The sequence below is a fragment of the Pelagimonas sp. KU-00592-HH genome (genome assembly GCF_040369695.1).
Lineage (GTDB): Bacteria > Pseudomonadota > Alphaproteobacteria > Rhodobacterales > Rhodobacteraceae > Shimia.
In genome coordinates this window covers 188,996-213,441 of the sequence record NZ_BAABWM010000003.1, presented here as the reverse complement: position 1 = coordinate 213,441, position 24,446 = coordinate 188,996, and the positions used below count along the sequence as shown (strand labels likewise).

Annotated in this window: 25 protein-coding genes; 17 read left to right on the top strand and 8 right to left on the bottom strand. The window is 60.4% G+C overall.

Features of this window, described 5'->3' with window-relative positions; genetic code table 11:
• Positions 1 to 34: 34 nt before the first annotated feature.
• Complete coding sequence (locus ABWV42_RS13425) at positions 35 to 892, top strand: ferredoxin--NADP reductase (protein ID WP_255106057.1); 858 nt, start codon at positions 35 to 37, stop codon at positions 890 to 892.
• A gap of 154 nt (positions 893 to 1,046) precedes the next feature.
• The gene (locus ABWV42_RS13420; RefSeq protein WP_353340587.1) at positions 1,047 to 2,324 is read left to right on the top strand and encodes a calcium-binding protein; all 1,278 of its coding nucleotides are present in this window, start codon (positions 1,047 to 1,049) and stop codon (positions 2,322 to 2,324) included.
• Between the two features lie 54 nt (positions 2,325 to 2,378).
• Here the strand turns inward: ABWV42_RS13420 and ABWV42_RS13415 are convergent, their stop codons facing one another.
• Positions 2,379 to 2,942: a hypothetical protein gene (locus ABWV42_RS13415; RefSeq protein WP_353340586.1), complete on the bottom strand. Its 564-nt coding sequence runs from the start codon at positions 2,940 to 2,942 to the stop codon at positions 2,379 to 2,381.
• A gap of 182 nt (positions 2,943 to 3,124) precedes the next feature.
• On the opposite strand from ABWV42_RS13415, the gene infC reads away from it, so the two are divergent.
• From infC to ABWV42_RS13395, 4 genes are all read left to right on the top strand, one after another.
• Complete coding sequence (gene infC / locus ABWV42_RS13410; RefSeq protein ID WP_502930969.1) at positions 3,125 to 3,682, top strand: translation initiation factor IF-3; 558 nt, start codon at positions 3,125 to 3,127, stop codon at positions 3,680 to 3,682.
• Positions 3,683 to 3,851: 169 nt separating this feature from the next.
• On the top strand, positions 3,852 to 4,451 hold the full coding sequence (locus ABWV42_RS13405; RefSeq protein ID WP_353340585.1) for an SAM-dependent methyltransferase: 600 nt from the start codon (positions 3,852 to 3,854) through the stop codon (positions 4,449 to 4,451).
• 68 nt (positions 4,452 to 4,519) lie between these two features.
• Positions 4,520 to 4,894 carry a hypothetical protein gene (locus tag ABWV42_RS13400; protein ID WP_353340584.1) on the top strand — a complete coding sequence of 125 codons (375 nt, stop codon included), beginning with the start codon at positions 4,520 to 4,522 and terminating at the stop codon, positions 4,892 to 4,894.
• Entirely contained in the window at positions 4,834 to 6,093 is a 1,260-nt protein-coding gene (locus ABWV42_RS13395; protein ID WP_353340583.1) for a calcium-binding protein, read from the top strand. Before ABWV42_RS13400 ends, ABWV42_RS13395 begins: the two co-directional genes overlap by 61 nt.
• A gap of 71 nt (positions 6,094 to 6,164) precedes the next feature.
• Here ABWV42_RS13395 and ABWV42_RS13390 read toward each other — a convergent pair whose 3' ends face one another.
• The 7 genes from ABWV42_RS13390 to ABWV42_RS13360 form a co-directional block, all read right to left on the bottom strand.
• On the bottom strand, positions 6,165 to 6,953 hold the full coding sequence (locus ABWV42_RS13390; protein WP_353340582.1) for an FAD binding domain-containing protein: 789 nt from the start codon (positions 6,951 to 6,953) through the stop codon (positions 6,165 to 6,167).
• 12 nt (positions 6,954 to 6,965) lie between these two features.
• Positions 6,966 to 9,329, bottom strand: coding sequence for a xanthine dehydrogenase family protein molybdopterin-binding subunit (locus ABWV42_RS13385; protein WP_353340581.1), 2,364 nt, complete (start codon positions 9,327 to 9,329; stop codon positions 6,966 to 6,968).
• A 106-nt stretch (positions 9,330 to 9,435) separates the two neighbouring features.
• Complete coding sequence (locus tag ABWV42_RS13380) at positions 9,436 to 9,921, bottom strand: (2Fe-2S)-binding protein (RefSeq protein ID WP_255106043.1); 486 nt, start codon at positions 9,919 to 9,921, stop codon at positions 9,436 to 9,438.
• Between the two features lie 131 nt (positions 9,922 to 10,052).
• Positions 10,053 to 11,057: a molybdopterin-binding protein gene (locus ABWV42_RS13375; RefSeq protein ID WP_353340579.1), complete on the bottom strand. Its 1,005-nt coding sequence runs from the start codon at positions 11,055 to 11,057 to the stop codon at positions 10,053 to 10,055.
• On the bottom strand, positions 11,054 to 12,022 hold the full coding sequence (locus ABWV42_RS13370) for an XdhC family protein (RefSeq protein ID WP_353340578.1): 969 nt from the start codon (positions 12,020 to 12,022) through the stop codon (positions 11,054 to 11,056). Before ABWV42_RS13370 ends, ABWV42_RS13375 begins: the two co-directional genes overlap by 4 nt.
• 159 nt (positions 12,023 to 12,181) lie before the next feature.
• On the bottom strand, positions 12,182 to 12,769 hold the full coding sequence (locus ABWV42_RS13365; RefSeq protein ID WP_353340577.1) for a DUF6691 family protein: 588 nt from the start codon (positions 12,767 to 12,769) through the stop codon (positions 12,182 to 12,184).
• A gap of 3 nt (positions 12,770 to 12,772) precedes the next feature.
• Complete coding sequence (locus tag ABWV42_RS13360; protein WP_353340576.1) at positions 12,773 to 13,327, bottom strand: YeeE/YedE thiosulfate transporter family protein; 555 nt, start codon at positions 13,325 to 13,327, stop codon at positions 12,773 to 12,775.
• A 128-nt stretch (positions 13,328 to 13,455) separates the two neighbouring features.
• On the opposite strand from ABWV42_RS13360, the gene ABWV42_RS13355 reads away from it, so the two are divergent.
• The 11 genes from ABWV42_RS13355 to ABWV42_RS13305 all read left to right on the top strand — a co-directional run bounded on the left by ABWV42_RS13355 (position 13,456) and on the right by ABWV42_RS13305 (position 24,423).
• The gene (locus ABWV42_RS13355; RefSeq protein WP_353340575.1) at positions 13,456 to 13,896 is read left to right on the top strand and encodes a tellurite resistance TerB family protein; all 441 of its coding nucleotides are present in this window, start codon (positions 13,456 to 13,458) and stop codon (positions 13,894 to 13,896) included.
• Entirely contained in the window at positions 13,893 to 14,627 is a 735-nt protein-coding gene (locus tag ABWV42_RS13350; protein ID WP_353340574.1) for a phosphate/phosphite/phosphonate ABC transporter substrate-binding protein, read from the top strand. The genes ABWV42_RS13355 and ABWV42_RS13350 overlap by 4 nt, the downstream gene beginning before the upstream one ends.
• Positions 14,628 to 14,755: 128 nt before the next feature.
• Entirely contained in the window at positions 14,756 to 15,532 is a 777-nt protein-coding gene (locus ABWV42_RS13345) for an ABC transporter ATP-binding protein (RefSeq protein ID WP_255106027.1), read from the top strand.
• Between the two features lie 29 nt (positions 15,533 to 15,561).
• On the top strand, positions 15,562 to 16,272 hold the full coding sequence (locus ABWV42_RS13340) for a transporter substrate-binding domain-containing protein (protein ID WP_255106024.1): 711 nt from the start codon (positions 15,562 to 15,564) through the stop codon (positions 16,270 to 16,272).
• A gap of 108 nt (positions 16,273 to 16,380) precedes the next feature.
• On the top strand, positions 16,381 to 17,265 hold the full coding sequence (locus ABWV42_RS13335) for an ABC transporter permease (protein ID WP_255106022.1): 885 nt from the start codon (positions 16,381 to 16,383) through the stop codon (positions 17,263 to 17,265).
• Positions 17,262 to 18,068 (top strand): ABC transporter permease, encoded by an 807-nt coding sequence (locus ABWV42_RS13330; protein ID WP_353340573.1) that lies wholly within the window; start codon positions 17,262 to 17,264, stop codon positions 18,066 to 18,068. Before ABWV42_RS13335 ends, ABWV42_RS13330 begins: the two co-directional genes overlap by 4 nt.
• Before the next feature lie 112 nt (positions 18,069 to 18,180).
• Positions 18,181 to 19,497 (top strand): glutamine synthetase family protein, encoded by a 1,317-nt coding sequence (locus ABWV42_RS13325; RefSeq protein WP_353340572.1) that lies wholly within the window; start codon positions 18,181 to 18,183, stop codon positions 19,495 to 19,497.
• 133 nt (positions 19,498 to 19,630) lie between these two features.
• On the top strand, positions 19,631 to 20,311 hold the full coding sequence (locus tag ABWV42_RS13320; protein ID WP_255106014.1) for a type 1 glutamine amidotransferase: 681 nt from the start codon (positions 19,631 to 19,633) through the stop codon (positions 20,309 to 20,311).
• Complete coding sequence (locus ABWV42_RS13315; protein WP_353340571.1) at positions 20,311 to 21,687, top strand: glutamine synthetase family protein; 1,377 nt, start codon at positions 20,311 to 20,313, stop codon at positions 21,685 to 21,687. The genes ABWV42_RS13320 and ABWV42_RS13315 overlap by 1 nt, the downstream gene beginning before the upstream one ends.
• 66 nt (positions 21,688 to 21,753) lie before the next feature.
• Positions 21,754 to 23,061 (top strand): NAD(P)/FAD-dependent oxidoreductase, encoded by a 1,308-nt coding sequence (locus ABWV42_RS13310; RefSeq protein WP_353340570.1) that lies wholly within the window; start codon positions 21,754 to 21,756, stop codon positions 23,059 to 23,061.
• 144 nt (positions 23,062 to 23,205) lie between these two features.
• Positions 23,206 to 24,423: a DegT/DnrJ/EryC1/StrS family aminotransferase gene (locus ABWV42_RS13305; RefSeq protein WP_353340939.1), complete on the top strand. Its 1,218-nt coding sequence runs from the start codon at positions 23,206 to 23,208 to the stop codon at positions 24,421 to 24,423.
• Positions 24,424 to 24,446 lie beyond the last annotated feature (23 nt).

The following is a 24,446-nucleotide window of genomic DNA, read 5'->3' as shown; positions in this document are numbered from 1 at the left end:
CTAGTGAGGGGCGGCATTGTCCGCCTGTAATCTTATGACCGAGCAAAAACCCGTGACCGACGCCCAAGCAACCGCCGTACCCAAAGTGCCCACCCTGCCCGACGCACAGACCGTCACCGAGGTTCAGCACTACACCGACCGCCTGTTCCGCTTCCGCTGTACCCGCCCGGCAAGCCTGCGCTTCCGTTCGGGTGAGTTCGTGATGATCGGCCTGATGGGCGATCCCGACCCGAAAACCGGCAAACAGAAACCGCTCCTGCGCGCCTATTCCATCGCCTCGCCTTCGTGGGACGAGGAAATGGAATTCTATTCAATCAAGGTCGAAGACGGCCCGCTGACCTCGAAGCTGCAACACATCAAACCCGGCGACGAAGTCATCCTGCGTCCCAAGCCCGTCGGCACCCTGGTGCATGACGCGCTGATCCCCGGCAAACGCATCTGGTTCTTTGCCACCGGCACCGGTTTCGCACCCTTCGCCTCGCTCCTGCGCGAACCGCAGACCTACGAGGACTATGACGAGGTCATCATCACCCACACCTGCCGCACCGTGGGCGAACTGACCTATGGCCGCGAGCTGATCGAAGCCCTCAAGGACGACGAACTTCTGAACGAGGTGATCGGCGAAGGCTTCTGGAAGAAGATCAAATACTACCCGACCACCACCCGCGAAGAGAGCCCCAAGATGGGCCGGATCACCGACCTGATCCGCTCGGGCGAGGCCTACAAAGACCTCGACGTGGCCCCCCTCTGCCCGCAAAACGACCGCGCCATGATCTGCGGTAACCTCGCGTTCAACCTCGAACTCAAGGACATGCTGGAAGAGGCCGGCCTCGAAGAAGGCGCCAACTCCAAACCCGCCCAATACGTGGTGGAAAAGGCGTTCCTCGATTAAGACGCTGCGCAAATCCTGATTGGACAAAGCTGGCCTCGCGGCCAGCTTTTTCATTTGTAGCTCAACCAGATGACTACGTTTTTCCCCACCTTGACCCATCAAGGCGGACCGCGCACCATGCTGGCGAAAGTAAAAATTTCATTCGGATTTTCATATGTCAGCATTATCCCCCACCGCCAACGACGACAGAATAAACGGAACCGACTCGGGCGAACGTCTGAATGGGCTTGGCGGCAACGACACCATTCTCGGCGCAAGGGGCAACGACACCCTGAACGGCGGGTCCGGTGAAGACGAGCTCAACGGAGGTGCCGGTAACGACCGTCTCTTCGGGGGCAAGGGCAACGACTATCTGGCCGACGACAATGGCAACGACACGCTGGAAAGCGGCTCAGGGTATGACACGCTTACCTCGGGCGCCGGAGATGACAGCCTGATCTTGTTGCACAACGCAAAGGCAAAAGCCCGAGGCGAATGGGTGGATGGCGGTGATGGGCATGACTCTCTGTCCCTGCTCCTGACGGCCAATACTCCCCACACCTATGACTTTAATTTTCAGAATTTTCAGGTCATCAACACCAATTTTCTGGATATCCTGAAGGTCGAGGAAATCGAAGTCATAGCCAATGACAAGGCGGACACGCTGCGCGTCACCCTGTCGGAAAACGGCGAAGGCGTCAGCTTCTACGGCGAGGGCGGTGTCGACACGTTGTTCGTGGATGCCTCAGTCACTTCTGGCGTCATTGATTTCAGTTTTTCGGACAGTGGACGGGCGAGACGCACAACATGGGGCTCCGGAGGCAAGGAATGGTACGTCGCAACAAGCGATGTCGAGAAAGTCCATTTTACCGGCAATAAAACCCGTGACCTGATCTTTGGTGGCCAAAAATCTGACACCCTCGTTGGTGGCGGCGGCCAGGATGAACTCTGGGGCGACTATGGCAACGACAGCCTTTATGGCGGTCGGGGTGCTGACACTTTGAAGGGCGATCTGGGGCGCGACAGGCTATTTGGCGGCAATGGCGCGGACGATCTTGAAGGCGGGCACGGTAACGACACCCTGTTCGGTGGCAATGGCAATGACAGGCTCGCTGGCGGGGTTCACAATGACCGCCTGTTCGGCGGGGCCGGCGCTGACACTCTCGAGGCCTCCTATGGCACCGACACCCTGACCGGCGGCGGGGGCAGCGATGTCTTCTTGATCCTTTCGCTGGATGATCTCGATCAGGCCATTGTGACCGACTTCCAGGCTGGTTCAGACGTCATTCAGTTCCACGCCGACGGAGAGTTCGAATTTGACGACATGACGTTTACCCAGCAAGGCAACGATGTACGGATCACCGAAGGCAATGTTGGCTATGACGGGTATGTGCTTGTCCAGAACACGACGATTTCCGAAATCGACAACGCGGATCATTTCAGCTTTGTCTAAATGAAAAAGGGCGGCCCATAGACCGCCCTTTCCGCTCCCCGCGTTGGCTAGGGATTACATCCCCAGCGCCGCTTTCACGCTGTCCAGCGCGGTTTTCAGGAGGTCAGGATTGTTCTGCGCCTGCTCGACCGCGGTTTTCAGAGCGGCCTTTTTCAGCGCATCAAGCGACGATCCGTCAATCATCTCGCTGACCTTGGCAAAGTCGAACCCGTCGACACTCAGCACATCCGCCGCGGCCCCGGCCGTCTCGGTCGCGGTCTCGGTTGCGGCACCCGCCGTTTCAGTCACGGCTTCAGTTGCCGCTCCGGCAACATCCCCCGCCCCTTCAACGGCATCGCTCACCGCGCTCTCGACGTTTTCAACCGCCTCGTTCACGGCTTCCTCGGCAGCTTCCTTGGCCTCAGACACAGCTTCTTCGACTGCCTCAACGGCCTCTTCCACCTTTTCTTCAACCTCGGTAACAACCTCTTCCACCGGCGTTTCCTCGATCGCCTCGGGCTCTTCCACGACGGCCGGTTCCGTCACCGGCTGGGCAAGCTTATCTTTCTGGTTCATCATATAGAAATACCCGGCAGCAGCTGCGCCAAGCAGAACAACGACCCAAACGAGATTTTTCATTTCAAATTCTCCTGTCCGTACCGGGGCATTGGTTTTCCCGGCTTCTCGTGACAGATGCGGGCAGACAGAGGCCGCAACAAGGGGGAAACTCCCGAGATTTGCCTCACCCTTACCAAATCTCGGCTTGTATACGCCGACGGGCAGGCATAAATTAGCGCGCACATGAACTCCACCATTGAAGGATCAAAGCCATAGCCCGCAGACCCCATAACGCGCCTCCGCAGCGCGACACCGGCCCTCGCATCAACGAGCGAATCCGCGCTCCTGAAATTCGCCTGATCGGCGCAGACGGCGAAAATGTCGGTGTAATCCACCCCCGCGAGGCCTACCATATGGCTCAGGATGCAGGCCTGGATCTGGTCGAGATTTCGCCCAACGCAAACCCGCCGGTTTGCAAGATCATGGATTTCGGCAAGTTCAAGTACGAACAGCAGAAACGCGAGTCCGAAGCCCGCAAGAGGCAGAAGATCATCGAGGTCAAGGAAGTCAAATTCCGCCCCAACACCGATACGCACGACTATGACGTCAAGATGCGTAACGTGGTGAAATTCATCGAGAAGGGCGACAAGGTCAAAGTGACCCTGCGCTTCCGTGGCCGCGAAATGGCGCACCAGAACCTGGGTCGAGAACTGCTTGAACGTGTGGCCGAAGACGTCAAGGAAATCGGCAAGATCGAGAACATGCCGAAGATGGAAGGCCGCCAGATGATCATGATCATCGCGCCCCTGCCCCAGAAATAATCTGGCCTGACAATCCAATCGAAAACCCCGGTCCTGCCGGGGTTTTTTTTGTGCGCCCTGCAATGGCCTTTCATCACCAACAGACCTTTCGCCGCTGCGCGCCCTGATGATCCTTGCAATCCGCCCGCCATTCCTTACCTCTGAAGCAGTTAACAACAGGGATCGGCACATGTGGGAAGAACGTTTCGCCGCGTCAGAGGACTTTCTTTTTGGCAAGGCCCCGGCACGGTTTCTCGAGGAACACGCCGGCTATCTGAAAGCCGGCCAAAGTGCGCTGGCGGTCGCTGACGGCGAAGGCCGCAATTCCGTCTACATGGCAGAGCACGGCATGGACGTGACCGCCCTTGAATTCGCCCCCACCGCCATTGAACGGGCCCGAGAACTGGCCAAGGAACGCGGCGTGTCAGTCGATTTCCGGCAATCCGACGTCTTGACCCGCGAATGGGAAAGTGACGCTTACGATCTGGTGGCCGGTATCTTTATCCAGTTCGTCGGCCCTGACGGTCGCCGCATTCAGTTCAAAGGCATGCAGAAAGCCACCAAGCCCGGTGGCCTCGCCATGCTGCACGGCTATACGCCCAAGCAGCTCGAGCACGGCACAGGCGGCCCGCCCTTTGCCCAGAACATGTACACCGAGGTCATTCTGCGCGCGGCTTTTGTCGGCTGGGACATCCTTGAATGCCGCGAATACGAACGCGAGGTTCAGGAAGGGCGCGGCCACTCCGGCATGTCCGCCCTGATCGACTTCGTCGCACGCAAACCGGCCTGAGCCAAGAAAACAAAAGGAAAATGTGATACACTCTCCCGATGAACGTTTTCATTGGGGGATGGAACAACATGTCTGCGGAGCATTTTTTCAACTTCGGCACCACGTACCAGCGGTTCATCATCAACTTCCTGAACGACACAGCGAACAACTTCTTCCCAAGTTTTGACGGCACGAGTTTCTGGGTAAGTTCGCTGTTCGGCGCAAAGTTCTCGGTCACAATTTACGGCCAGAACCTCGCTATTGATGAAAGCGGCGCCGCCCCGGTCTTTTCCGGGACCTGCGATAGGATGGTGATCACCGAATTCGCAGCAACGGCCGGTTTGCATCCGACACTGTCCTCTGCGACGTCGATGGCCTTGGCGGCTTTGACTTCGGTGACTTCATGTCGGCTTGCAGCCAATGCGACGGCAATGAACCCGACTGGTCCGACCCCAATGTTCTGAGTTGTTATGACGCCCTGACGCCGAACCGCATTACCGGCTCCAACCAGAAAGACTTTCTGGAATGCGGGTCCGGCCCCTGCACGATCGAGGCTGGCCCGGGCAACGACGTGTGCCTTATCGGACCGGGGGGCGGCACAATCCGTATGGGCCTTGGCAAAAAGGACGCAATCGACGGCCGGAACATGCTGGATGCCATGACCGCCGATCTTGGCGCAGGCACAATTCAATCAGGCGGCTTCAACTGGACCATCGCAGGGGCCGAGGTTCTTTTCGGCACCGAATTTGCGGATCACCTCACAGGAAGCGGCGCAGGCGATCTGATTTTCGGACGCGCGGGCAATGACACAATCATCGGACTTTCCGGAGAAGACGTTCTTCACGGGGACGACGGTAATGACAGCATTTTTGGCGAACTCGGAAACGACAAGCTGTTTGGCGAAGCCAATCAGGACACGCTCAAGGGTCAGGAAGGCGACGACACGCTCAGGGGCGGCCTCGATGCCGACTTTTTGTTTGGGGGCAGCGGGAAAGACCTGCTCTATGGCGACAAGGGCGATGACATTCTCTACGGCAATGGCGGAAACGACCGGCTGTTCGGAGGAGACGGAGAAGACGTCCTGCGCGGACAGGCGGGGCAGGATGTGCTTTCCGGAGGCGCGGGCAAGGATTTCCTGAAAGGCGGCACGCAAAACGACCAGCTGTTTGGCAACTTCGGCCGCGATAGCCTGTATGGCAATGCCGGTGCTGACGAACTCTATGGCGGCGATCAGGCAGACCTCCTGTCCGGCGGGGACGGCGCCGACACCATGTTCGGAGGCAACGACAACGACAGGCTGTTCGCGGGCAGCGGAACTGACAGCCTTGACGGAGAAGACGGCAACGACAGGCTCTTTGGCGGCAACGGAGCGGACACGCTGACCGGCGGCGACGGCCATGACACGCTCGAAGGCGAACGCGGCAATGATGAAATGCAAGGCGGAGCCGGAAGCGACGACTTCGTGTTCAAGGGCACAGTCCTTGGCAAAGATACCATCACCGATTTCGATTTCGCGTTCGATGCCATCATCTTTGACGGACAGACATCCTCGGATGTCAGCTTGCAGAAGGTCTCGGGCGGCTACAACGTCACCCACCTGCACGGCGAAGTCCTTGTCCTGACGACGGATGATCTGGACGCAGACAGCTTTACCTATACCTAGGGTGCCCCCGCAGAAACAGAAAGGCCGCCAGGGATACCGGCGGCCTTGATTGGTGTTGATCAGGCAATCCCCTAGCCGCAGGCGGCCACGGCCCGACGGGCCATCACGCCCACAAGATGCGCGCGATAGGCGGAACTGCCATGCAGGTCCGAAATCATGCCATCTGCTGCCGGTGCCATGCCATCAAGCGCATCTGCCGAGAAATTCCCCGACAGCGCCGCTTCCGCTTCGCTCCAGCGGAACACGCCCTCTTCGGACGCGCCTGTCACGGCCACGCGCACACCGCCCGCCCCTTTCGAGACGAACACGCCAACAAGCGCAAACCGCGAGGCCGGCTGTTCGAACTTCTGGTAGCTCGCAGCTTCGGGAACCGGGAACGTCACCTCGGTGATGATCTCGCCTTCCTCCAGCGCCGTGGTGAACATGCCCTGGAAATAGTCATCCGCCGCGATCTCGCGCGCGTTGGTGACGATGGTCGCCCCCGAGCCCAGCGCCGCTGCCGGATAACAGGCGGACGGGTCGTTGTTGGCCAGCGACCCGCCAATGGTGCCACGGTTGCGCACCGCCGGATCACCAATGCCTTCGGCCAGGGCCGCAAGAGCCGGATAGCTTCCGGCACCTTCCGCGACATCGGCATGGCAGGTTGCGCCACCGATGCAGACCTCACCGGCATCCGACATGCAGATACCCTGCATTTCCGCGATCCCCTTCAGGCTCACCAGCTTGCTGGGGCTTGCCAGCCGCTGCTTCATGGTCGGGATAAGCGTCTGCCCCCCGCCCAGCGCCTGCGCGTCCTCGTCGGCAAGCGCCGCGACTGCATCCGCAATCGTGGAGGGCTTCTCAAAGTCAAAGTTATACATGGTCTGTCCTCCTTACTTGTTCATCGCGGCCCAGACACGCGACGGCGAGGCCGGCATGTCGATATGGGTCACATCATGGCCACCCGATTGCAGCGCATCCACCACGGCATTGATCACCGCCGGCGGAGAGCCGATCGCACCGGCCTCGCCACAGCCCTTTACGCCCAGCGGGTTATGCGTACAGGGCGTCTGGCTGGAATGGTCCACCGCATAGAACGGCACGTCATCGGCACGCGGCATCGCATAGTCCATGTAGGACGCCGACAACAGCTGGCCGTTCTCGTCATAGACGCAACTCTCGAGAAGCGCCTGGCCAATCCCCTGCCCGATACCGCCATGCACCTGGCCATCCACGATCATCGGGTTGATGATATTGCCAAAGTCATCAGCCGCGGCAAAGCGTTCGATGGTCACCTTGCCGGTGTCGGGATCAACTTCCACCTCGCAGGCATAAGCCCCCGCCGGATAGGTAAAGTTCGCCGGATCGTAAAAGGCCGTTTCCTCTAGCCCCGGCTCAATATCCTCAAGCGGATAGTTGTGCGGCACATAGGCTGCAAGGGTCACGTCTCCCCAGGCCACGGACTTGTCCGTACCGGCAACCGTGAACTGCCCATCCTTCAGCTCGATGTCGGCGTCCGAGGCTTCCATCAGGTGCGCAGCGATCTTCTTGGCCTTGGCAATGATCTTCTCGGTTGCCCGCACCATGGCCGAGCCACACACCGCAATCGACCGTGATCCATAGGTGCCCATGCCGAACGGGATTTTCGAACTGTCACCATGCACGATGTCGACCATGCCTTCATCGATGCCAAGCATATCCGCCACGACCTGCGGGAACGATGTCTCGTGCCCCTGCCCGTGGCTATGAGCACCAACCATGACACTGATCGACCCGGTCGCGTTCACACGCACCGTCGCGGCGTCGTAAAGACCAGCCCGCGCGCCCAGTTGCCCAACAAGGTTCGACGGCGCAATACCGCAGGCCTCGATGTAGCAGTTCACACCAAGCCCGCGCATCTTGCCCCTGGCTTCGCTTTCAGCACGCCGTGCCGCAAAACCGCTCAGATCGGCAATCTCTTCCAGCTTGTCCATGGTGCCGTTGTAGTCACCGGTGTCGTATTCCACCGCCACGGGCGTGGCATAGGGGAATTCGGTGATAAAGTTCTGCCGCCGCAGGGCAATCGGATCGACGCCCAGCTCACGCGCGGCCTTGTCGATCACCCGCTCCAGCTGGAACGTCGCCTCCGGGCGTCCTGCGCCACGATAGGCATCCACCGGAACCGTGTTGGTGAACACCGCCTTCACGTTCACATAGATGAGCGGCGTCTTGTAGTTGCCCGCCATCAGCGTGCCATGCAGCCACGTCGGAACCGAAGGCGCAAATGTCGACAGATACGCCCCCATGTTGGCGTGGGTCTCGGTGCGCAGCGCGGTAAAGTTGTTGTCCGCATCCAGCGCCAGTTCAATCGTGGTCACGTGATCGCGCCCGTGGGCATCCGACATGAACGCTTCCGAGCGCGACGCCGTCCACTTCACAGGACGATTCACCGCCTTTGCCGCAAAGGTACAAAACGCCTCTTCGGCATAGTGGAAGATCTTGGTGCCAAAACCCCCGCCCACATCCGGCGCGACAACGCGCAACTTGTGTTCCGGGATACCCAGCACAAAGGCCCCCATCAGAAGCCGGATCACATGCGGGTTCTGCGAGGTGGTGTAAAGCGTATGCTCGTCGGTCGCGCGACTATAGTCGCCAATAGCCACGCGCGGCTCCATCGGGTTCGCAACAAGGCGCTGGTTCGTCAGCTCGAGCGTCGTGACATGCGCTGCTTCGCTAAACGCCTGCGCGACGGCATCCTTGTTCTCTTCGACAAATCCCCAGTCATAGCAAAGGTTCGATGTCAGATCGTCGTGAACCTTGGTAGAGCCATCCTCAAGAGCGGCTTTCATGTCCACAACCGCCGGAAGCTCTTCGATGTCCAGTTCGATGGCCTCCGCGGCGTCGCGGGCCTCTTCAAGGCTCTCGGCAATCACCGCCGCGATCGGGTCGCCCACATGGCGCACCTTGCCTTGCGCGAGCACCGGGTGCGCCGGTTCCTGCATCGGTTCACCAAACCGGTCCGTCACCTGCCAGCCGCAGGGCAACCCGCCCACACCTTCAAAGTCCGCACCTGTAAAGATACGCACCACGCCGGGCATCGCCGCAGCAACTTCGGTGTTGATCCCATTGATTTTCCCATGAGCAACATCGGACCGCAGGAAATGGACATAGGCCTGTCCGTGTACGTTGATGTCATCGGTATAGTTTCCATTCCCGGTCAGAAACCGGACGTCTTCGCGCCGTTTCGGGCTGGCGCCAATGCCATGATCTTTTGGCATGAATTCCTCCCATCTGTCGGATCAAGCCGGGCCTCCTCGCCCTCGTGATCCTCAATCTCCTGAAAATGCTCCCTTTGCGCGCCCTCCTCTGGCGCGGTGCAAAGGGTCACTCAGCCGCGATGGCCCCCACGTCTTGACCGGACGCCGCCATGATCGCCTTGACGATATTGTGGTACCCGGTACAGCGGCACAGGTTGCCCTCAAGGTAATCACGGATTTCCGCCTCTGTGGGTTTCGGGTTCTCTTTCAGGAGCGCCGCAGCCGACATCACCATGCCGGGGGTGCAAAAGCCGCATTGCAGGCCGTGATGGTCCTGAAATGCCTGCTGGATGGTGTTCAGCGATCCATCCGCGTTGGCCTGTCCTTCGATCGTGTCCACGACGGCACCATCCGCCTCCGCGGCCAGCATCGTGCAGGACTTGACGGCCTTGCCGTCGACATGAACCACGCAGGCCCCGCATTGGCTGGTATCACAGCCGACATGCGTCCCCGTCAGGTTCAGGTTCTCTCTCAAGAATTGGCTAAGCAAAGTGCGCCCTTCGACATCGCCGGACGCAGTCTTGCCATTCACAGTCATAGTGACCTGTGACATTGGCTCCTCCCAAAGTTGCATTTTTATTAGTTGCTATATGTAGAACTTAAACACGTGTTCTCCATTCTGAGAACCCGATTTCTTTCCATCCGGTCAGATTTCCTATCCAATCCGGCAAAGTTCCGCAACGTTCACCCGCGTGGACGACGTCGTTCACGCGGCATCGGACGGGTCGGAATTTCCTTCAAAAGCCCGCCAACCGCCATCGACGCAATATCCTGCGCACTTACTTTGAGACCACAGGCAACACGGCTCAGAACCCAGTCGGCGCCGTTCAAGGCAGGCGATCGCGCACAGCCCGGAAGCCCGATCACGGGTGTTCCGCCAAGATCGCCAAGAAACAACAGGTTGCCGGGATCGACCGGCATTCCAAAGCGCTCAACCGTTCCTCCGGCCCGCCTCAGGGCCTCGGGGGCCACGTCAAAGGGATCGGATGTCGCTGATCCGGTCAGAACCAGCACCATATCGCCCTGTGCCGCATTGATCGCGGCGGCAATTTCCGCCGTGCGATGCGGCACGATCAGAACCTCGTCGAGAGTCATGCCAAGGGCTTCGACGCGCCCGCGAATGGCCTCTTCACCTTTGCGCCCGGCACCCCCATCAATCTCGGAAATCACCAGCGTGGCGGTCTCATAGACCACGGGTCGCAGGCGCAAGGCCCCTCGGGCCAAGTCACAGGCCGCACGCACTTCGGTCTCAGGCACCGCATAGGAAATGATCTTCACCGTGCCGACCATGTTGCCGGTGCCCATCTGCTGCCAGAGGGGCACGGTCGCAAGGGTGATCATCGGGTTGATAGCATTCACCGCCTCCAGCGCCGCAACATCCAACTCGACAACACCCGGGCAGGCCGCCGTGATATTGACCCGCCCGGTAAAGGCCCGCGTCACATCGAGTGAAGCAGCCGCCGGATCAGGCACCACCGCCGAGGCGATGGCATCGGCCGCCGCATCTTCGTGCAAGTCGCCCGCATCCAAACGCGCGACAATGACCTCCTCAAACCCGGCTGCGCGCAACGTCTCAACATCATCAGCGCCAAGCCACATCCCCTTGCGCAACTTCTTCGCACCGGCCTGAACCGAATGCGCCAGGATCGCACCTTCTGCCTCGCTCAAGGGGACCGCGCCGAACTTCATGCGCCCTTCCTCAGGACTTCGGTCATCTCTGCCATGACCGAAAGCGCGATCTCCGGCGGACTTGCCGCCCCGATATCAAGACCAACCGGTCCGTGAATGCGCGCGATCTCCGCATCCGAGAACCCGTCCGCCTGCAATCTCTCGACCCGTTTCGCATGGGTCCGCTTTGACCCCAGCGCCCCGATATAAAAGACCTCGGACCGCAACGCGACATGCAGTGCCGGATCATCCAGCTTGGGATCATGGGTCAGCAAAACAAGCGCGGTGCGCCCGTCCAGCCCGACCGCTTCAAGGGCTTCGTCCGGCCAGTCATCCAGAATGGTCTCTCCCGGAAACCGTGCCTCTGATCCAAAGGCGCTGCGCGGATCAACGATGATGGGATCATAGCCCGCAATCCGCGCCACCGGCACAAGCGCCTGCGCAATATGCACCGCCCCGACGATCACCACCCGCAAAGGCGGGTTGTGAATGGCCACGAACAGCCCGTCATCCTCCACGCCGGAGCGGTCCATCCGAAACCTCTCGACAAAACCGTCGGACACCAGCGCACCACCACCCGTTTCGGGATCACAGACATAGGCAACGGCGCGTCGCTCGGAACGGGCGAGCACAAGGTCTGCCAGAACCTTCTCGTTCAGGACCGCGCCCACGGGTTCCACCAGAACGCGGATCGTCCCGCCACAGGCCAGCCCCACGGCAAAGGCATCGCCGTCACTGACCCCGAACTCAAGCAACCTGCCGCGCCCGTCTTCCAGCGCCTCAAGCGCCTCGACCATCACGGCCCCTTCGACGCATCCGCCCGAAACCGACCCTTCGATCTGGCCATCGCCGGACACCACCATCTGCGCGCCAACACGGCGCGGGGCAGACCCCCAGGTCTCGACAACCGTTGCCAGAACGGCCCCGCGACCGGCGCGATGCCACTCCAGCGCAAGTTCCGGTGCGCCATTTAGTTCATTGCTCATTCCGCCCCCAGTCGACGGGGGCGCAAACACGGCCCCGTCTCAATCCATCTTCAACGGATATGATGGGCACCCGCCCGCCCAAAGACAAGGCGAACCCGAACAGAAACAGCCGGCCCCTGCGTCAAGGCCGGCTGCTCTCCCCTCGCTTTCGCGTGTTTGTTATTCGGCGGCCACCGGCGCCGGTCCGTCTCCAACAAGGCGTTCGGGCAACACGAAGGCCACCAGAACAAAGACGCCCCCCAAGACGATTCCCAGCAGGTCACCAGACACCGCCATCAGGCCGTCATACTTGGCCCCCGGCACTGACCCGAGGGTGACCTTGCCGCCGGCAATCTTGTCCAACAGACCCGAGGCCTTCCACGTCGGATAGGTCACCATGTAAGCCGCCGCGCCCAGCAGGCCGCCAGCGATGAAGAACAGACCATCCTTGCGGCCCGAAGCGGCGGCACAGACACCCGTGCCGGGGCAATAGCCCGAAGCTGCCCATCCGGCGCCCAGCATCAGACCACCGATGAACACGCCGACATATGCGGTTTTCACCGACATGTGCATGACATCGACCAGCCCAAGCATCTGGCCCCCGAACATCAGGATCGATCCGGTCCCGATGGCCAGCAGAATGGTTTTCATCAGGTGCAGGTTGCGCAGCGACAACATGCGAATAATCCAGTTCGGATTGGTTGCGCCGATCCGGTCAAGCACCGCGCCAAAGGCGGCACCGATCACAAGTGCGAGAACAATATTCATCGATCAGGCCTCCTTTCTGTACATCATCATCGCGACGGGAACCGCGGCGGCAAAGGCACCAGCGGCGAAAACATACCCCGACAAAGAGGTCTGCATCATCCCCGACATCATGTGCCCGGAGGTGCATCCCCCCGCAAGACGCGCGCCATACAGCACGATGAAACCGCCCAGGAACGCGACCGCATATCGTTTCATCGGGGTATCGCCATAGTTGGCGTACCAGATTGCCGGCAGCTTGCGTTCTTCCTTCGAAATCCCGCCCCGCGCCATCGCCGAAAGGAATGCACCCAGCATCATGGCGATCACGAAAACAAAGCTGTAATTCAAGGGGTTAGACGCGTTCTTTGCATACTTACCCTTTGATTTCGCAAGGTATTCGTTGGTTGAGGTATAAGCGCCATCCTCGGTCTGCGTGATCAGCTCGGGGTTCACCGCATCCGCAACGATGGCATCCAGAATGACAAACTGCGTCGAAACACCGATCGGTTTCACCAGCAGCACTGCCAGGAAAAACACGAAGCCCAGAAGGACCCCGCCCGTTTTCCAATTCAGAACCATGTGTCCATCCTTCCATAATATTCGATTTACTTTATATATAATTTTTCGAATTTATATGACTTGATCTCGATCAATCTTTGTCCAAGCGCATGCTTGCCGGATCTTTCCCAAGCGCCTAAGTCTTGGGCATGATCGCTGATTTCTTCAAACGCCTCGCCGCGTCCACGCCCGCCTCACTTGCACCTTCGGATGCCCGCCTGGCCCTGAGCGCCCTTCTAGTGCGCATCGCCCGCGCAGACGGCGCTTACACCGATGACGAAGCCACCCAGATCGACCAGGTTCTGCGCACCCGCTATGATCTATCGCCTTTTGAGGCCACCGCCCTGCGCAAAGAGGCCGAACAGGTCGAGGCCAAAGCCCCCGATACCGTCCGCTTCACGCGCGAAATCAAAGACGCGGTGCCCCACGAAGACCGCATCGGCGTGATCGAAGCCCTCTGGACAGTTGTCCTCGCCGACGGTGTACGCGAGGCCGAAGAAGACGCGCTCGTCCGACTGGCGGCGAATCTTCTGGGCATCAACGACCGTGACAGCGCCCTTGCGCGCCAGCGCGTGATGGCCTCCTCATGATCGCAATGCTGGGCATGTACGACCGGCCGGAAACGTCGGCGTCGAACGATCGCCTCTGGGCCGCCATTCGCGACGAACTGGGCCATGGCCCCGAATCCCTGACCCGCGACATGGACTTCTGGGAGGTCTGGCAATCGCCCGACCTGCTCTTTGCCCAGACCTGCGGCATGCCCTATCGCACCAGCCTGCATCGGCAGGTGCAGCTGGTTGGCACCCCCAACTATGCCCTGCCCGATTGCCCCGCTGGCCATTACTACAGCGTGATCATCACGCACATGGATGTCGGACACGCGACCCTGTCCGAACTTTGCCAGGGCACGTTTGCCTACAACGAACCCCTGTCCCAATCCGGCTGGGCCGCGCCCGTCAATCACCTGCAACAGATGGATCTCACCCCGACCAAGCGCCTGCAAACCGGTGCGCATTACCTCTCGGCGATGGCCGTGGCCGAGAAACGGGCCGATTTCGCCGCGCTCGACGCCCTGACCTGGGAACTGATCCGGCGGTACGACGATTTTGCCCAGAACCTGCATGTCGTGGCCCGCACTAGCCCCACGCCGACCCTGCCCTACATCACCGGTCCGAAACAGAATCCCGCGGAAATCCGGCTTGCGGTGACCAAGGCCATTTCGGCCCTCTCGGGCGAAGACCGCGCGATACTCGGCCTGAACGGTCTCGAATACATCCCGCCAAGTGCCTATCTCGCGGTGCCAACGCCGCCACTCCCCTGACCAATTGGACAATTTTACCGCCGATTTGGTCGAATTCCCCTCGCGTCATCCGTTTTGCAAGTTGCATTCAAGCGTTTTTTCAGCCCTATTGTGATGCTGATAACGCCAACAAAACGTGATTGCTGCCCTTGTCCGACACAACGCCTGTTCTCGAAATCCGCAACCTGCACAAAGCCTATGGCGCCCTTGAGGTGATCAAGGGGGTCGACATCACGGCGCATCGCGGTGACGTTGTTTCGCTGATTGGCTCGTCCGGCTCCGGCAAGTCCACGATCCTGCGCTGCGCCAACCTTCTGGAAGACAGCCAGCAGGGCGACATCCTCTTCAAGGGCGAGCCCGTGAAATGGAAAGGCGACGGACACACCCGCCATCCCGGAGACCCCAAACAGGTTCTGCGCATTCGCACCAACCTGTCGATGGTGTTCCAGCAGTTCAACCTCTGGTCCCACATGACCATCCTGCAAAACGTGATGGAAGCGCCGCTTACCGTGCTCGGCCGTGACCGCGCCGAGGTCGAGGAAGCGGCCCACGCCTATCTCGAAAAGGTCGGCATCGCGGACAAACACGATGTCTATCCGGCCCAGCTGTCCGGTGGCCAGCAGCAGCGCGCCGCAATTGCCCGCGCCCTCTGCATGGAGCCCGAGGCACTTCTGTTCGATGAACCCACCTCCGCACTCGACCCGGAACTCGAACAGGAAGTGATTAAGGTTATCAAAGACTTGGCCGCTGAAGGCCGCACCATGATGATCGTGACCCACGACATGAAAATGGCCGCCGACATCTCGAGCCACGTGGTCTTCCTGCATCAGGGCAAGATCGAAGAACAAGGCGATCCCGAAACCCTTTTCGGATCCCCAAAAACCGAGCGACTGCGCGGATTCCTCTCCGCGACGGCCGCCCACTGACATTCAAGAACCTAACTGGGAGTGAAAACATGAAGAAACTGATCCTCAGCACAGCCGCGCTGGCACTGACAGCCGGTTTTGCGATGGCCGACGTTGTCCGCATGGGCACCGAGGGCGCATATGCACCGTGGAACTTCGTCAACGACGCTGGCGAAATCGACGGTTTCGAGCGCGAGCTGGGCGACGAGCTCTGCAAGCGCGCAGAACTGAAATGCGAATGGGTCAAGAACGACTGGGATTCGATCATTCCGAACCTCGTGTCGGGCAACTACGACACCATCATCGCAGGCATGTCGATCACCGCAGAGCGCGACGAAGTCATCGACTTCACCCAAGCCTACACCCCGCCGGATCCGTCGGCCTACCTCGCGCTTGACGCAGGTCTCGACGTGGAAGGCGCCGTTGTTGCCGCCCAGGCAACCACCATCCAGGCGGCCTTCGTGGCAGAAAAGGGCTGGACCCTGATCGAATTCGCCACTCCGGAAGAAACCGTTGCCGCCGTCAAGAACGGTGAAGCAGACGCGGTTCTCGCCGACAAATCCTTCCTCGACACCATGGCTGGCCAGGACGGCCTCGTGATGCTCGAGCGCAAGGAAGCCATCGGCGGCGGCGTTGGCATGGGCATCCGTGAATCGGACGGCGACCTGCGCGCCAAGTTCGACGCGGCGATCCAGTCGATGAAAGACGACGGCACGCTGAACACCCTGATCGCCAAGTGGGAAGTTTCCTCCCAGTGGTAATCTGATCCCTTCGGGATTTCGGGTCCGCGGCCCCGGCTGCGGACCTTTTTGTTAGCGGGCTTTCCCCGGAAACGCCGCTGACAGAACGGAACAAGGACAGCCCAAGGCATGTTTTCCTATTGCTCAGATCCTTCAACACTCGAAGGGCTAACCTGGCTCTCGTGCTACCTGACCACGGGCAAGCACATGGGCCTCTATATCTCGGTCGTGACCGTGCTGGTCCTTCTGGCCATCACAGCTCCAGTCGCCCTTCTGTTCGGATTTGCCGGCGCCACCGCCGCACGATCCCGCATCGCGCCTCTGCGCTGGCTGGGCAAGGGCTATACCGCCATCGTGCGCGGCGTGCCCGACATCGCCTTCTTCCTGTTCTTCGTCATTGCGCTCGACCAGGCCTTCGAATGGCTGCGCCATCAGGTCAAATGCCCCGACTGGGACGCCCCTGTGCGTCAGGGCAACGATTTCGTGGTCTGCGACATCGCGAAACTGCCCCTGTCGTCCTCCCCGCAATGGGTTCATGAGACCTATGGCTTCTTCCTCGCCGTCCTGACATTTTCCATTGTTTTCGGGGCCTTCGCTTCGAATGTTCTCTTTGGTGCCATGCGCGCCGTACCGCAGGCACAGCTCGAAACCGCCGAGGCCTACGGCATGACCCGTCGCCAGACCTTCTGGCGCATTCTCGTCCCGCAGATGTGGGTCTATGCCCTGCCCGGCCTGTCGAACCTCTGGATGGTTCTGATCAAGGCCACCCCGCTTCTCTTCCTGCTTGGAATCGAGGACATCGTCTATTGGGCGCGTGAACTGGGCGGCACCAAGAACCCCAAGTTCACCGACTACCCGCACGGTGACTGGCGCATGTGGTACTTCCTCGCGCTGCTTGTCTTCTATCTCACCTTCACCAAGGTCTCCGAAGTGGTTCTGGATCGCCTCATGAAAAAGCTGACACACGGTCAGGCCACCAGCGGTGGCGAAGCCCAGAGAAAGGCCGCCGCATGAGCTGTTGGATCACCATTCAGGACTATGCCTTCCGCTCGATCGGCTTTGGCGAACGCCTGCTCCCCCGTGAAGACTTTACCCTCTGCCAACAGTTCACCCTGATTGGCTCGGGCATGATCTGGAACATCTATTTCGGCGTTCTGGCCCTCCTGGCGGGCTTCTTCCTTGCCGTGGCCCTTGCGGTCGGAAAGAACGCGAAATCCACCCTGGTGCGCAAACCGGCCGAGTGGTTCATCTTCGTCTTCCGTGGCTCGCCGCTGTTTATTCAGTTCTTCTTTGCCTACTTCCTGTTCCTCTCGCTGAAACAGGCTGTACCGATCTTCGCGCCCTTCACCGCCGCCTGGCTCGGGGCGCTCGTGGTGCTGTTCTTCAACACCGCCGCCTATTCGGGCGAAATCTTCTATGGCGCCCTCCTGTCGATCCCCAAGGGCGATACCGAAGCCGCCGACGCCTATGGCATGTCCGGATGGTCACGCTTCCGCCGGATCGTCTTCCCGACGATGATGCGCCTTGCTTGGCCCGCCTACACAAACGAGGCAATCTTCCTCTTCCACGCCACGACGCTGGTCTATTTCTCGGGCTTCCCGACACTCAAGCAAAAGGGCGATGCGCTTTATTACGCGAGCTATTTTGCGGACAAGACGTTCAACCCCTTCATCCCCTACCCGATCCTCGCGGGATATTTCATCCTCCTGACCCTGATCATCGTGGGGCTGATGGGCCTGATCAACAAACGCCTGAACCGTCACCTGCCACAGGAAAGACGAGGCAAGATGAAGTTCCGCCTGAACCTCATTCGCTGATCGAAAAGCCGCCTTTCAGGGCGGTTTTTCTTTGCCCGAAAATTTTTTGATCAAATTTTAATGACAGCTTTCATTCCCTGCGCTAGAACTTCTGCAAACAAGGGAGACGGACATGGACCTGTCACAATTTGCCACCATTCGCATCGCCGCCGCTGATCTCAATGGCCTGATGCGCGGCAAGCGCGTTCCCTCTTCCTATGCGGACAAACTGAGCTCCGGTTCCTTGCGGATGCCGCTATCCGCACTCAACGTCGATATCTGGGGCGCTGATATCGAGAATTCCCCCCTCGTCTTCGAAAGCGGGGATGCCGACGGCATTCTGGTCGCCACAGATCGCGGTGCCGTGCCGATGCCCTGGCTGGAAAACGACTCTGCGCTGGTCCCCATGACCATGCTGAACGAGGATCGCACCCCGTTCCTCGGCGATCCGCGTCAGGCCCTCGCCAGCGTTCTGGAACGCTACGAAGCCCGTGGCTGGAACGTTTTCGCCGCTACCGAGATGGAATTCATGCTGGTCGACGACAGCGGCGAGACGCTGAAACCGCCCCGCGACCCCCGCTCCGGCCGCCGTATCTTTGCCCTCGATGTCCTGTCGCTGGACGAGCTGGACGCTTTTGACGCCTTCTTCACCGAACTGCATCAGGGCTGCATCGACATGGGCCTGCCCGTGCAAAGCATCATCAACGAAAGCGGCCTGGGCCAGTTCGAAGTCACCCTGTCGCACCAGGCCGCATTGCGCGCGGCTGACGATGCCCTGCTGTTCAAACTTCTTGTGCGCGGCATTGCGCGCAAGCACGGAATGGCGGCAACCTTCATGGCCAAACCCTATCTGGACGACGCTGGAAACGGGATGCACGTCCACTTTTCGGTGGTCGATCAGGACGGCAGCAACGTCTTTGACAATGGCGGCCCCGAGGGCACCGAAACCCTGCTCTCCGCTGTAGCGGGCTGCGTCGCGGCCATGCCGGCCTCGACCCTGATCTTTGCCCCGAACGGCCCAAGCTACAATCGACTGGTGCCCGGCGCCCACGCCCCCACCGGCGCCTGCTGGGCCTATGAAAACCGCACCGCCGCCATCCGCATTCCCGGTGGCCCCTATGACGCGCGCCGGATTGAACACCGCGTAGCCGGCGGCGACATCAACCCTTACCTCATGTTCGCCGCCGTCATGGGCGCGGCGATTGAAGGCATCGAAGAGGGCCTAAAACCCGACGCCCCCATCACCGGCAACGCCTATGAGCACGATGTGCCGCAACTGGCCCCCGACTGGGCCGCGGCCATCGACCGGTTTGAGAACGATCCCTTCATCGCGCGCTGCCTGCCCCAGATGCTGATCCGGAACCTCGTCCTGACCAAGCGACAGGAACTTGCCAAACTGGCGGATCTGCCCGACAACGATCACTGGAAGCTCTATCTCGAAAGAGTCTGAGCCCTTCCGCGTGACCACCGGCCCGAACCGGGCCACGCGCGGAAGGTCGACCTTACGAGAGGCTGGCGAAGACACCCTTGCGAGAACGTCTTGGCTCAGCTACGCTAAATTTGATCAAAAAAATCGGTGACACATGAAAATCGGCATTCTCCAAACCGGACACGCCCCGGACGAGCTGCAACCTGTGCTCGGGGACTATTCTGACATGTTCCAGGACCTCCTGCATGGACAGGGGTTCGAATACGACGTCTACAACGTCGTCGACAATGAATTCCCCGAAGGGGTCGAGGCGGCTGACGGCTGGCTCATCACAGGGTCGAAACACGGTGCCTATGAAGACCACGACTGGATTCCGCCGCTCGAAGACCTGATCCGCGCCATCGTAACCGAAGGCCGCCCGCTGATCGGCGTGTGTTTCGGCCACCAGATCATCGCCCAGGCCCTTGGCGGCAAGGTCGAGAAGTTTGCTGGCGGCTGGGCCATCGGTCGACAGACCTATGATTTCAACGGCATCGAGATGTCCTTCAACGCCTGGCACCAGGATCAGGTGGTCGAACGCCCCGAAGGTGCAATCGTTCTGGCCTCGAACGACTTCTGCGAGAACGCGGTCCTTCTGTACGGCGACCGCGCCCTGACCATCCAGCCCCACCCCGAGTTTGATGCCCCGATGATCGAGGGCCTCGCCAACACCCGAGGCCGTGGCGTCGTGCCTGACGATCTCTTGGATGCGGCACTGGACAACCTCGACAAAGCCACGGCGAACGACACTTTCGCCGACCAGATGGCGGATTTCTTCCGCCGGGAGCGTGCATAATGGCCACTCAGAACACACAGGCCGAATGGCTGATCAACACACCCGAAGCGGCTCAGGAATACATCAACGGCAAACGCCTTGACGAGGTCGAGTGCATCATCGGCGATTTGCCCGGCATTGCCCGCGGCAAGGCCGTTCCGGCCACCAAATTCGCCCGCCAGTCGCACTTCCACCTGCCGGATTCGATCTTCTTCCAGACCATTACCGGTGGCTGGGGCGAAGCCGCCGGCGAAGATGGGTTCATCGAAAAAGACATGGTTCTGCGCCCCGACTGGAACACCACAAGCGCCGCCCCTTGGACAGGCGACTGGACGCTTCAGGTGATCCACGATGCCTATGATCTTGATGGCTCTCCGATCCCTTACAGCCCCCGTAACGTCCTGAAACGCGTGGTGGAACTCTACCGTGCGCAGGGCTGGGAACCGGTCATCGCCCCCGAGATGGAATTCTATCTCGTGGCCCGCAACATTGACCCCGCCAAGAAGATCGAACCAATGATGGGCCGCTCCGGCCGCCCTGCCGCCGCACGTCAGGCCTATTCGATGACCGCGGTTGACGAATTCGGCCCGGTGATCGACGACATCTACGACTTTGCCGAGGCACAGGGCTTCGAAATCGACGGCATCACGCAGGAAGGCGGCGCTGGCCAGCTTGAAATCAACCTGCTGCACGGCGATCCCGTCGAACTGGCCGATCAGGTATTCTACTTCAAACGCCTGATCCGCGAGGCCGCCCTGCGCCACGATTGCTATGCCACCTTCATGGCCAAGCCGATTGGCGAGGAACCCGGCAGCGCGATGCACATCCACCATTCGATCATCGACATCGAAAGCGGACAGAACATCTTTGTCGGCCCGCAGGATGGCGACACGGATGCCTTCTTCCACTTCATCGCCGGTCTGCAAAACCACATGCCCGCCGCGATTGCCGTGATGGCCCCCTACGTGAACAGCTATCGCCGCTACGTGCGCGACCATGCCGCTCCGATCAACCTCGAGTGGGGCCGCGACAACCGCACCACGGGCATCCGCATTCCGATTTCGTCACCGCAGGCCCGTCGCATCGAGAACCGCCTCGCCGGCATGGACTGCAACCCCTACCTCGGTATCGCGGCCTCTCTGGCCTGTGGCTATCTTGGCCTGATGGAAAAGAAACGCCCCGAGGCACAGTACAAGGGCGATGCCTACGAAGGCGAAGAAGACATCCCCCGCGAACTGGGGGCCGCGCTCGACATCTTCGACGAAGCAAAAGACCTGCACGATGTTCTCGGACCGGAATTCGCCCGCGTCTATTCCATCGTCAAACGCTCCGAGTACGAAGAATTCCTTGGCGTGATCAGCCCCTGGGAACGCGAACACCTTCTTCTCAACGTCTGAATCGGACCGGGCGCGCCACGCGCCCGTCCCATCCCCCGATCTGACCCACCTGATGAGAGGGACACCATGAATCTGCTCTATTCCAACGACACGCGTGGCCACTATCCCCAAAGCTGGTACGCCGCCACCACCGATCACCTCGCGCCATTCCCCGAACTGCGCGGCGAGGCCAAGGCCGATGTCTGCGTCGTCGGCGCGGGCTACACCGGCCTTTCAACCGCCCTGCACCTCGCCGAACGCGGCTATGATGTTGTGCTTCTGGATGCCCACCGCGTCGGCTTTGGCGCGTCTGGGCGCAACGGCGGCCAGCTGGGTTCCGGCCAGCGCATGGAACAGGACGGCCTCGAAAAGCTGATGGGCCTTGATGACGCCCGCAAGCTCTGGGACCTTGCCGAAAACGCAAAAGACCTCACCAAGGCCCTCATCGCCAAACACGACATCCAATGCCACCTCAAACCCGGCATTGCCCATGGCTGTCTGCACCCGTCCGAGGTGAAACACGAGCACGCCTATGTGGATCACCTGCGCGAAACCTACGGCTACGACCAGATCGAAGCGCTCGACAAGGACCAACTGCACGAAATCTGCCCCTCGCCCAAATACATTGGCGGCTCTCTCGACATGGGCGCCGGACACCTACACCCCCTTGCCTATGCGATCGGCCTCGCCCGCGCCGCAGACAAGGCAGGCGTTCGCATCTTCGAAAACACGCACGTCCACAACATTCAGGACGGCAGCAAACCGGTGGTCCAGACGGATCGGGGCCGCGTGACCTGCGATCATATCGTGCTGGCATGTAACGGCTATCTCGGCAGTCTCAACAACAATGTCGCTGCCCGCGTCATGCCCATCAACAATTTCATCGCCGCCACCCGCCCACTGAGCGACGATGAGCTGCAAACCGTACTGCGCCGTGACGTCGCCGTGGCTGACACCAAGTTCGTGATCAACTACTTCCGCCTCAGCCACGACAACCGCCTCCTATTCGGCGGCGGCGAAAGCTATGGCTACCGTTTCCCGTCTGACATCGCCGGCGTGGTCCGCAAACCGATGACGGAAATCTACCCGCATCTTGCCAATATCGAAATCGACTATGCCTGGGGCGGCACCCTTGGCATCACGATGAAGCGTATGCCCTATTTTGCCCGCCTCGCACCCAATATCCTCTCGGCCTCCGGGTATTCGGGCCACGGCGTCGGCACCGCGACACACGCAGGCCAGCTGGTCGCCATGGCCATAGCAGGCCAGAGCGAAGGTTTTGACACGATGGCCCGTGTGCCCGCCCCCACCTTCCCCGGCGGCGGCGGTTTCAGAACACCCCTTCTTGTGCTGGCGATGACGTGGTTCGCCCTCCGCGACCGTCTCGGCATCTAAATCCCCCCCAACTTTTCGGCAAAGGCCCGCCATCGCGCGGGCCTTTTGTCATTGAAAATTCACACCCGAACAAAGGAAACAACTGGATTTGAAAACGCCATTGTTTTAGGTTTTCCAAAGTTGAGTATAAGAAAAGTGAAAATCATGACCCTGCCGCCGAATGTTTACGACGCCGAGCCGATCCCCGAAGCGGCCCGTGCCGAGATCGAGCGCCTCCTGCAAACGGGTGATCTGTTCCGCTACACCGCTCCGAAAGACGCCCCCGTTGCGCTGCTCGAAGCGGAATTTGCTAAGATGATGGGCTCCAAATACGCCCTCGCCGTCTCGTCCTGTTCAGCAGCCCTGTTCCTGTCGCTCAAGGCCCTCGGCCTGCCGCGCGACGCACGCGTCCTGATCCCCGGCTTCACTTTCGCCGCCGTGCCGTCTTCGGTGATCCACGCCGATTGCGTGCCCGTCCTCTGCGAAGTGGGCGAAAACTACCGTATCGACATCAAAGACTTCGAAAAGCGTCTCGACCAAAGCATCTCGGCCGTCATCATCAGCCACATGCGCGGCCACACCTCGGACATGGACGCGGTCATGGCGCTCTGTGACGCCCGCGGCATTCCGGTTGTCGAAGACGCCGCCCACTCTCTCGGCACCACATGGCATGGCCGCAACATCGGCACCATTGGCCGGGTCGGCTGTTTCTCGTTCCAGTCCTACAAGCTTGTGAACGCCGGCGAAGGCGGTATCCTGATCACCGACGATGCCGATCTGGTGGCCCGCGCGGTCATCATGTCCGGCGCCTATGAACACAACTGGCAAAAGCACAAATCGCCCGAAGGCGACAACACCGGCGATCTCGACGCCGCCTTTGCCCGCTGGCAGAACAAGCTGCCCCTCTACAACCTGCGCCTGTCCAATCTCTCGGCGGCCATCATTCGCCCGCAGCTTGATGAAGTGCCGCGCCGCGTCCGCGACGGCCGTGCAAATCACGACTATGTCGCCGCCGCCCTGAATGCCTCGCCCTGGCTCAAGGTTCCCGAAAAGCTTGCACCGGAAGATCGCGCGCCGGATTCGATCCAGTTCAACCTCGTTGGCATGGACACCGACCAGATCCTGTCGTTCCAGGCCGCAGCCAACGCCCGCGGCGTCAAGGTGCAGGTCTTTGGCCAGTCCACCGACAACGCCCGCGCCTTCTGGAATTGGCAGTTCATGCGCGAAACCCCGGAGCTGCCGCAAACCCGCGAGATGCTCATGAATGCCTGCGACGTGCGCCTGCCCGCGCGCCTCAAAAAGGAAGAGCTCGACGTGATTGCCGGCGCCCTGACCGGTGCCGCAGAAGACGTCATGGGCCAGGTTCCCGCCTACGGCACCTGAGCCGGCAGCCCGATACAAATGAA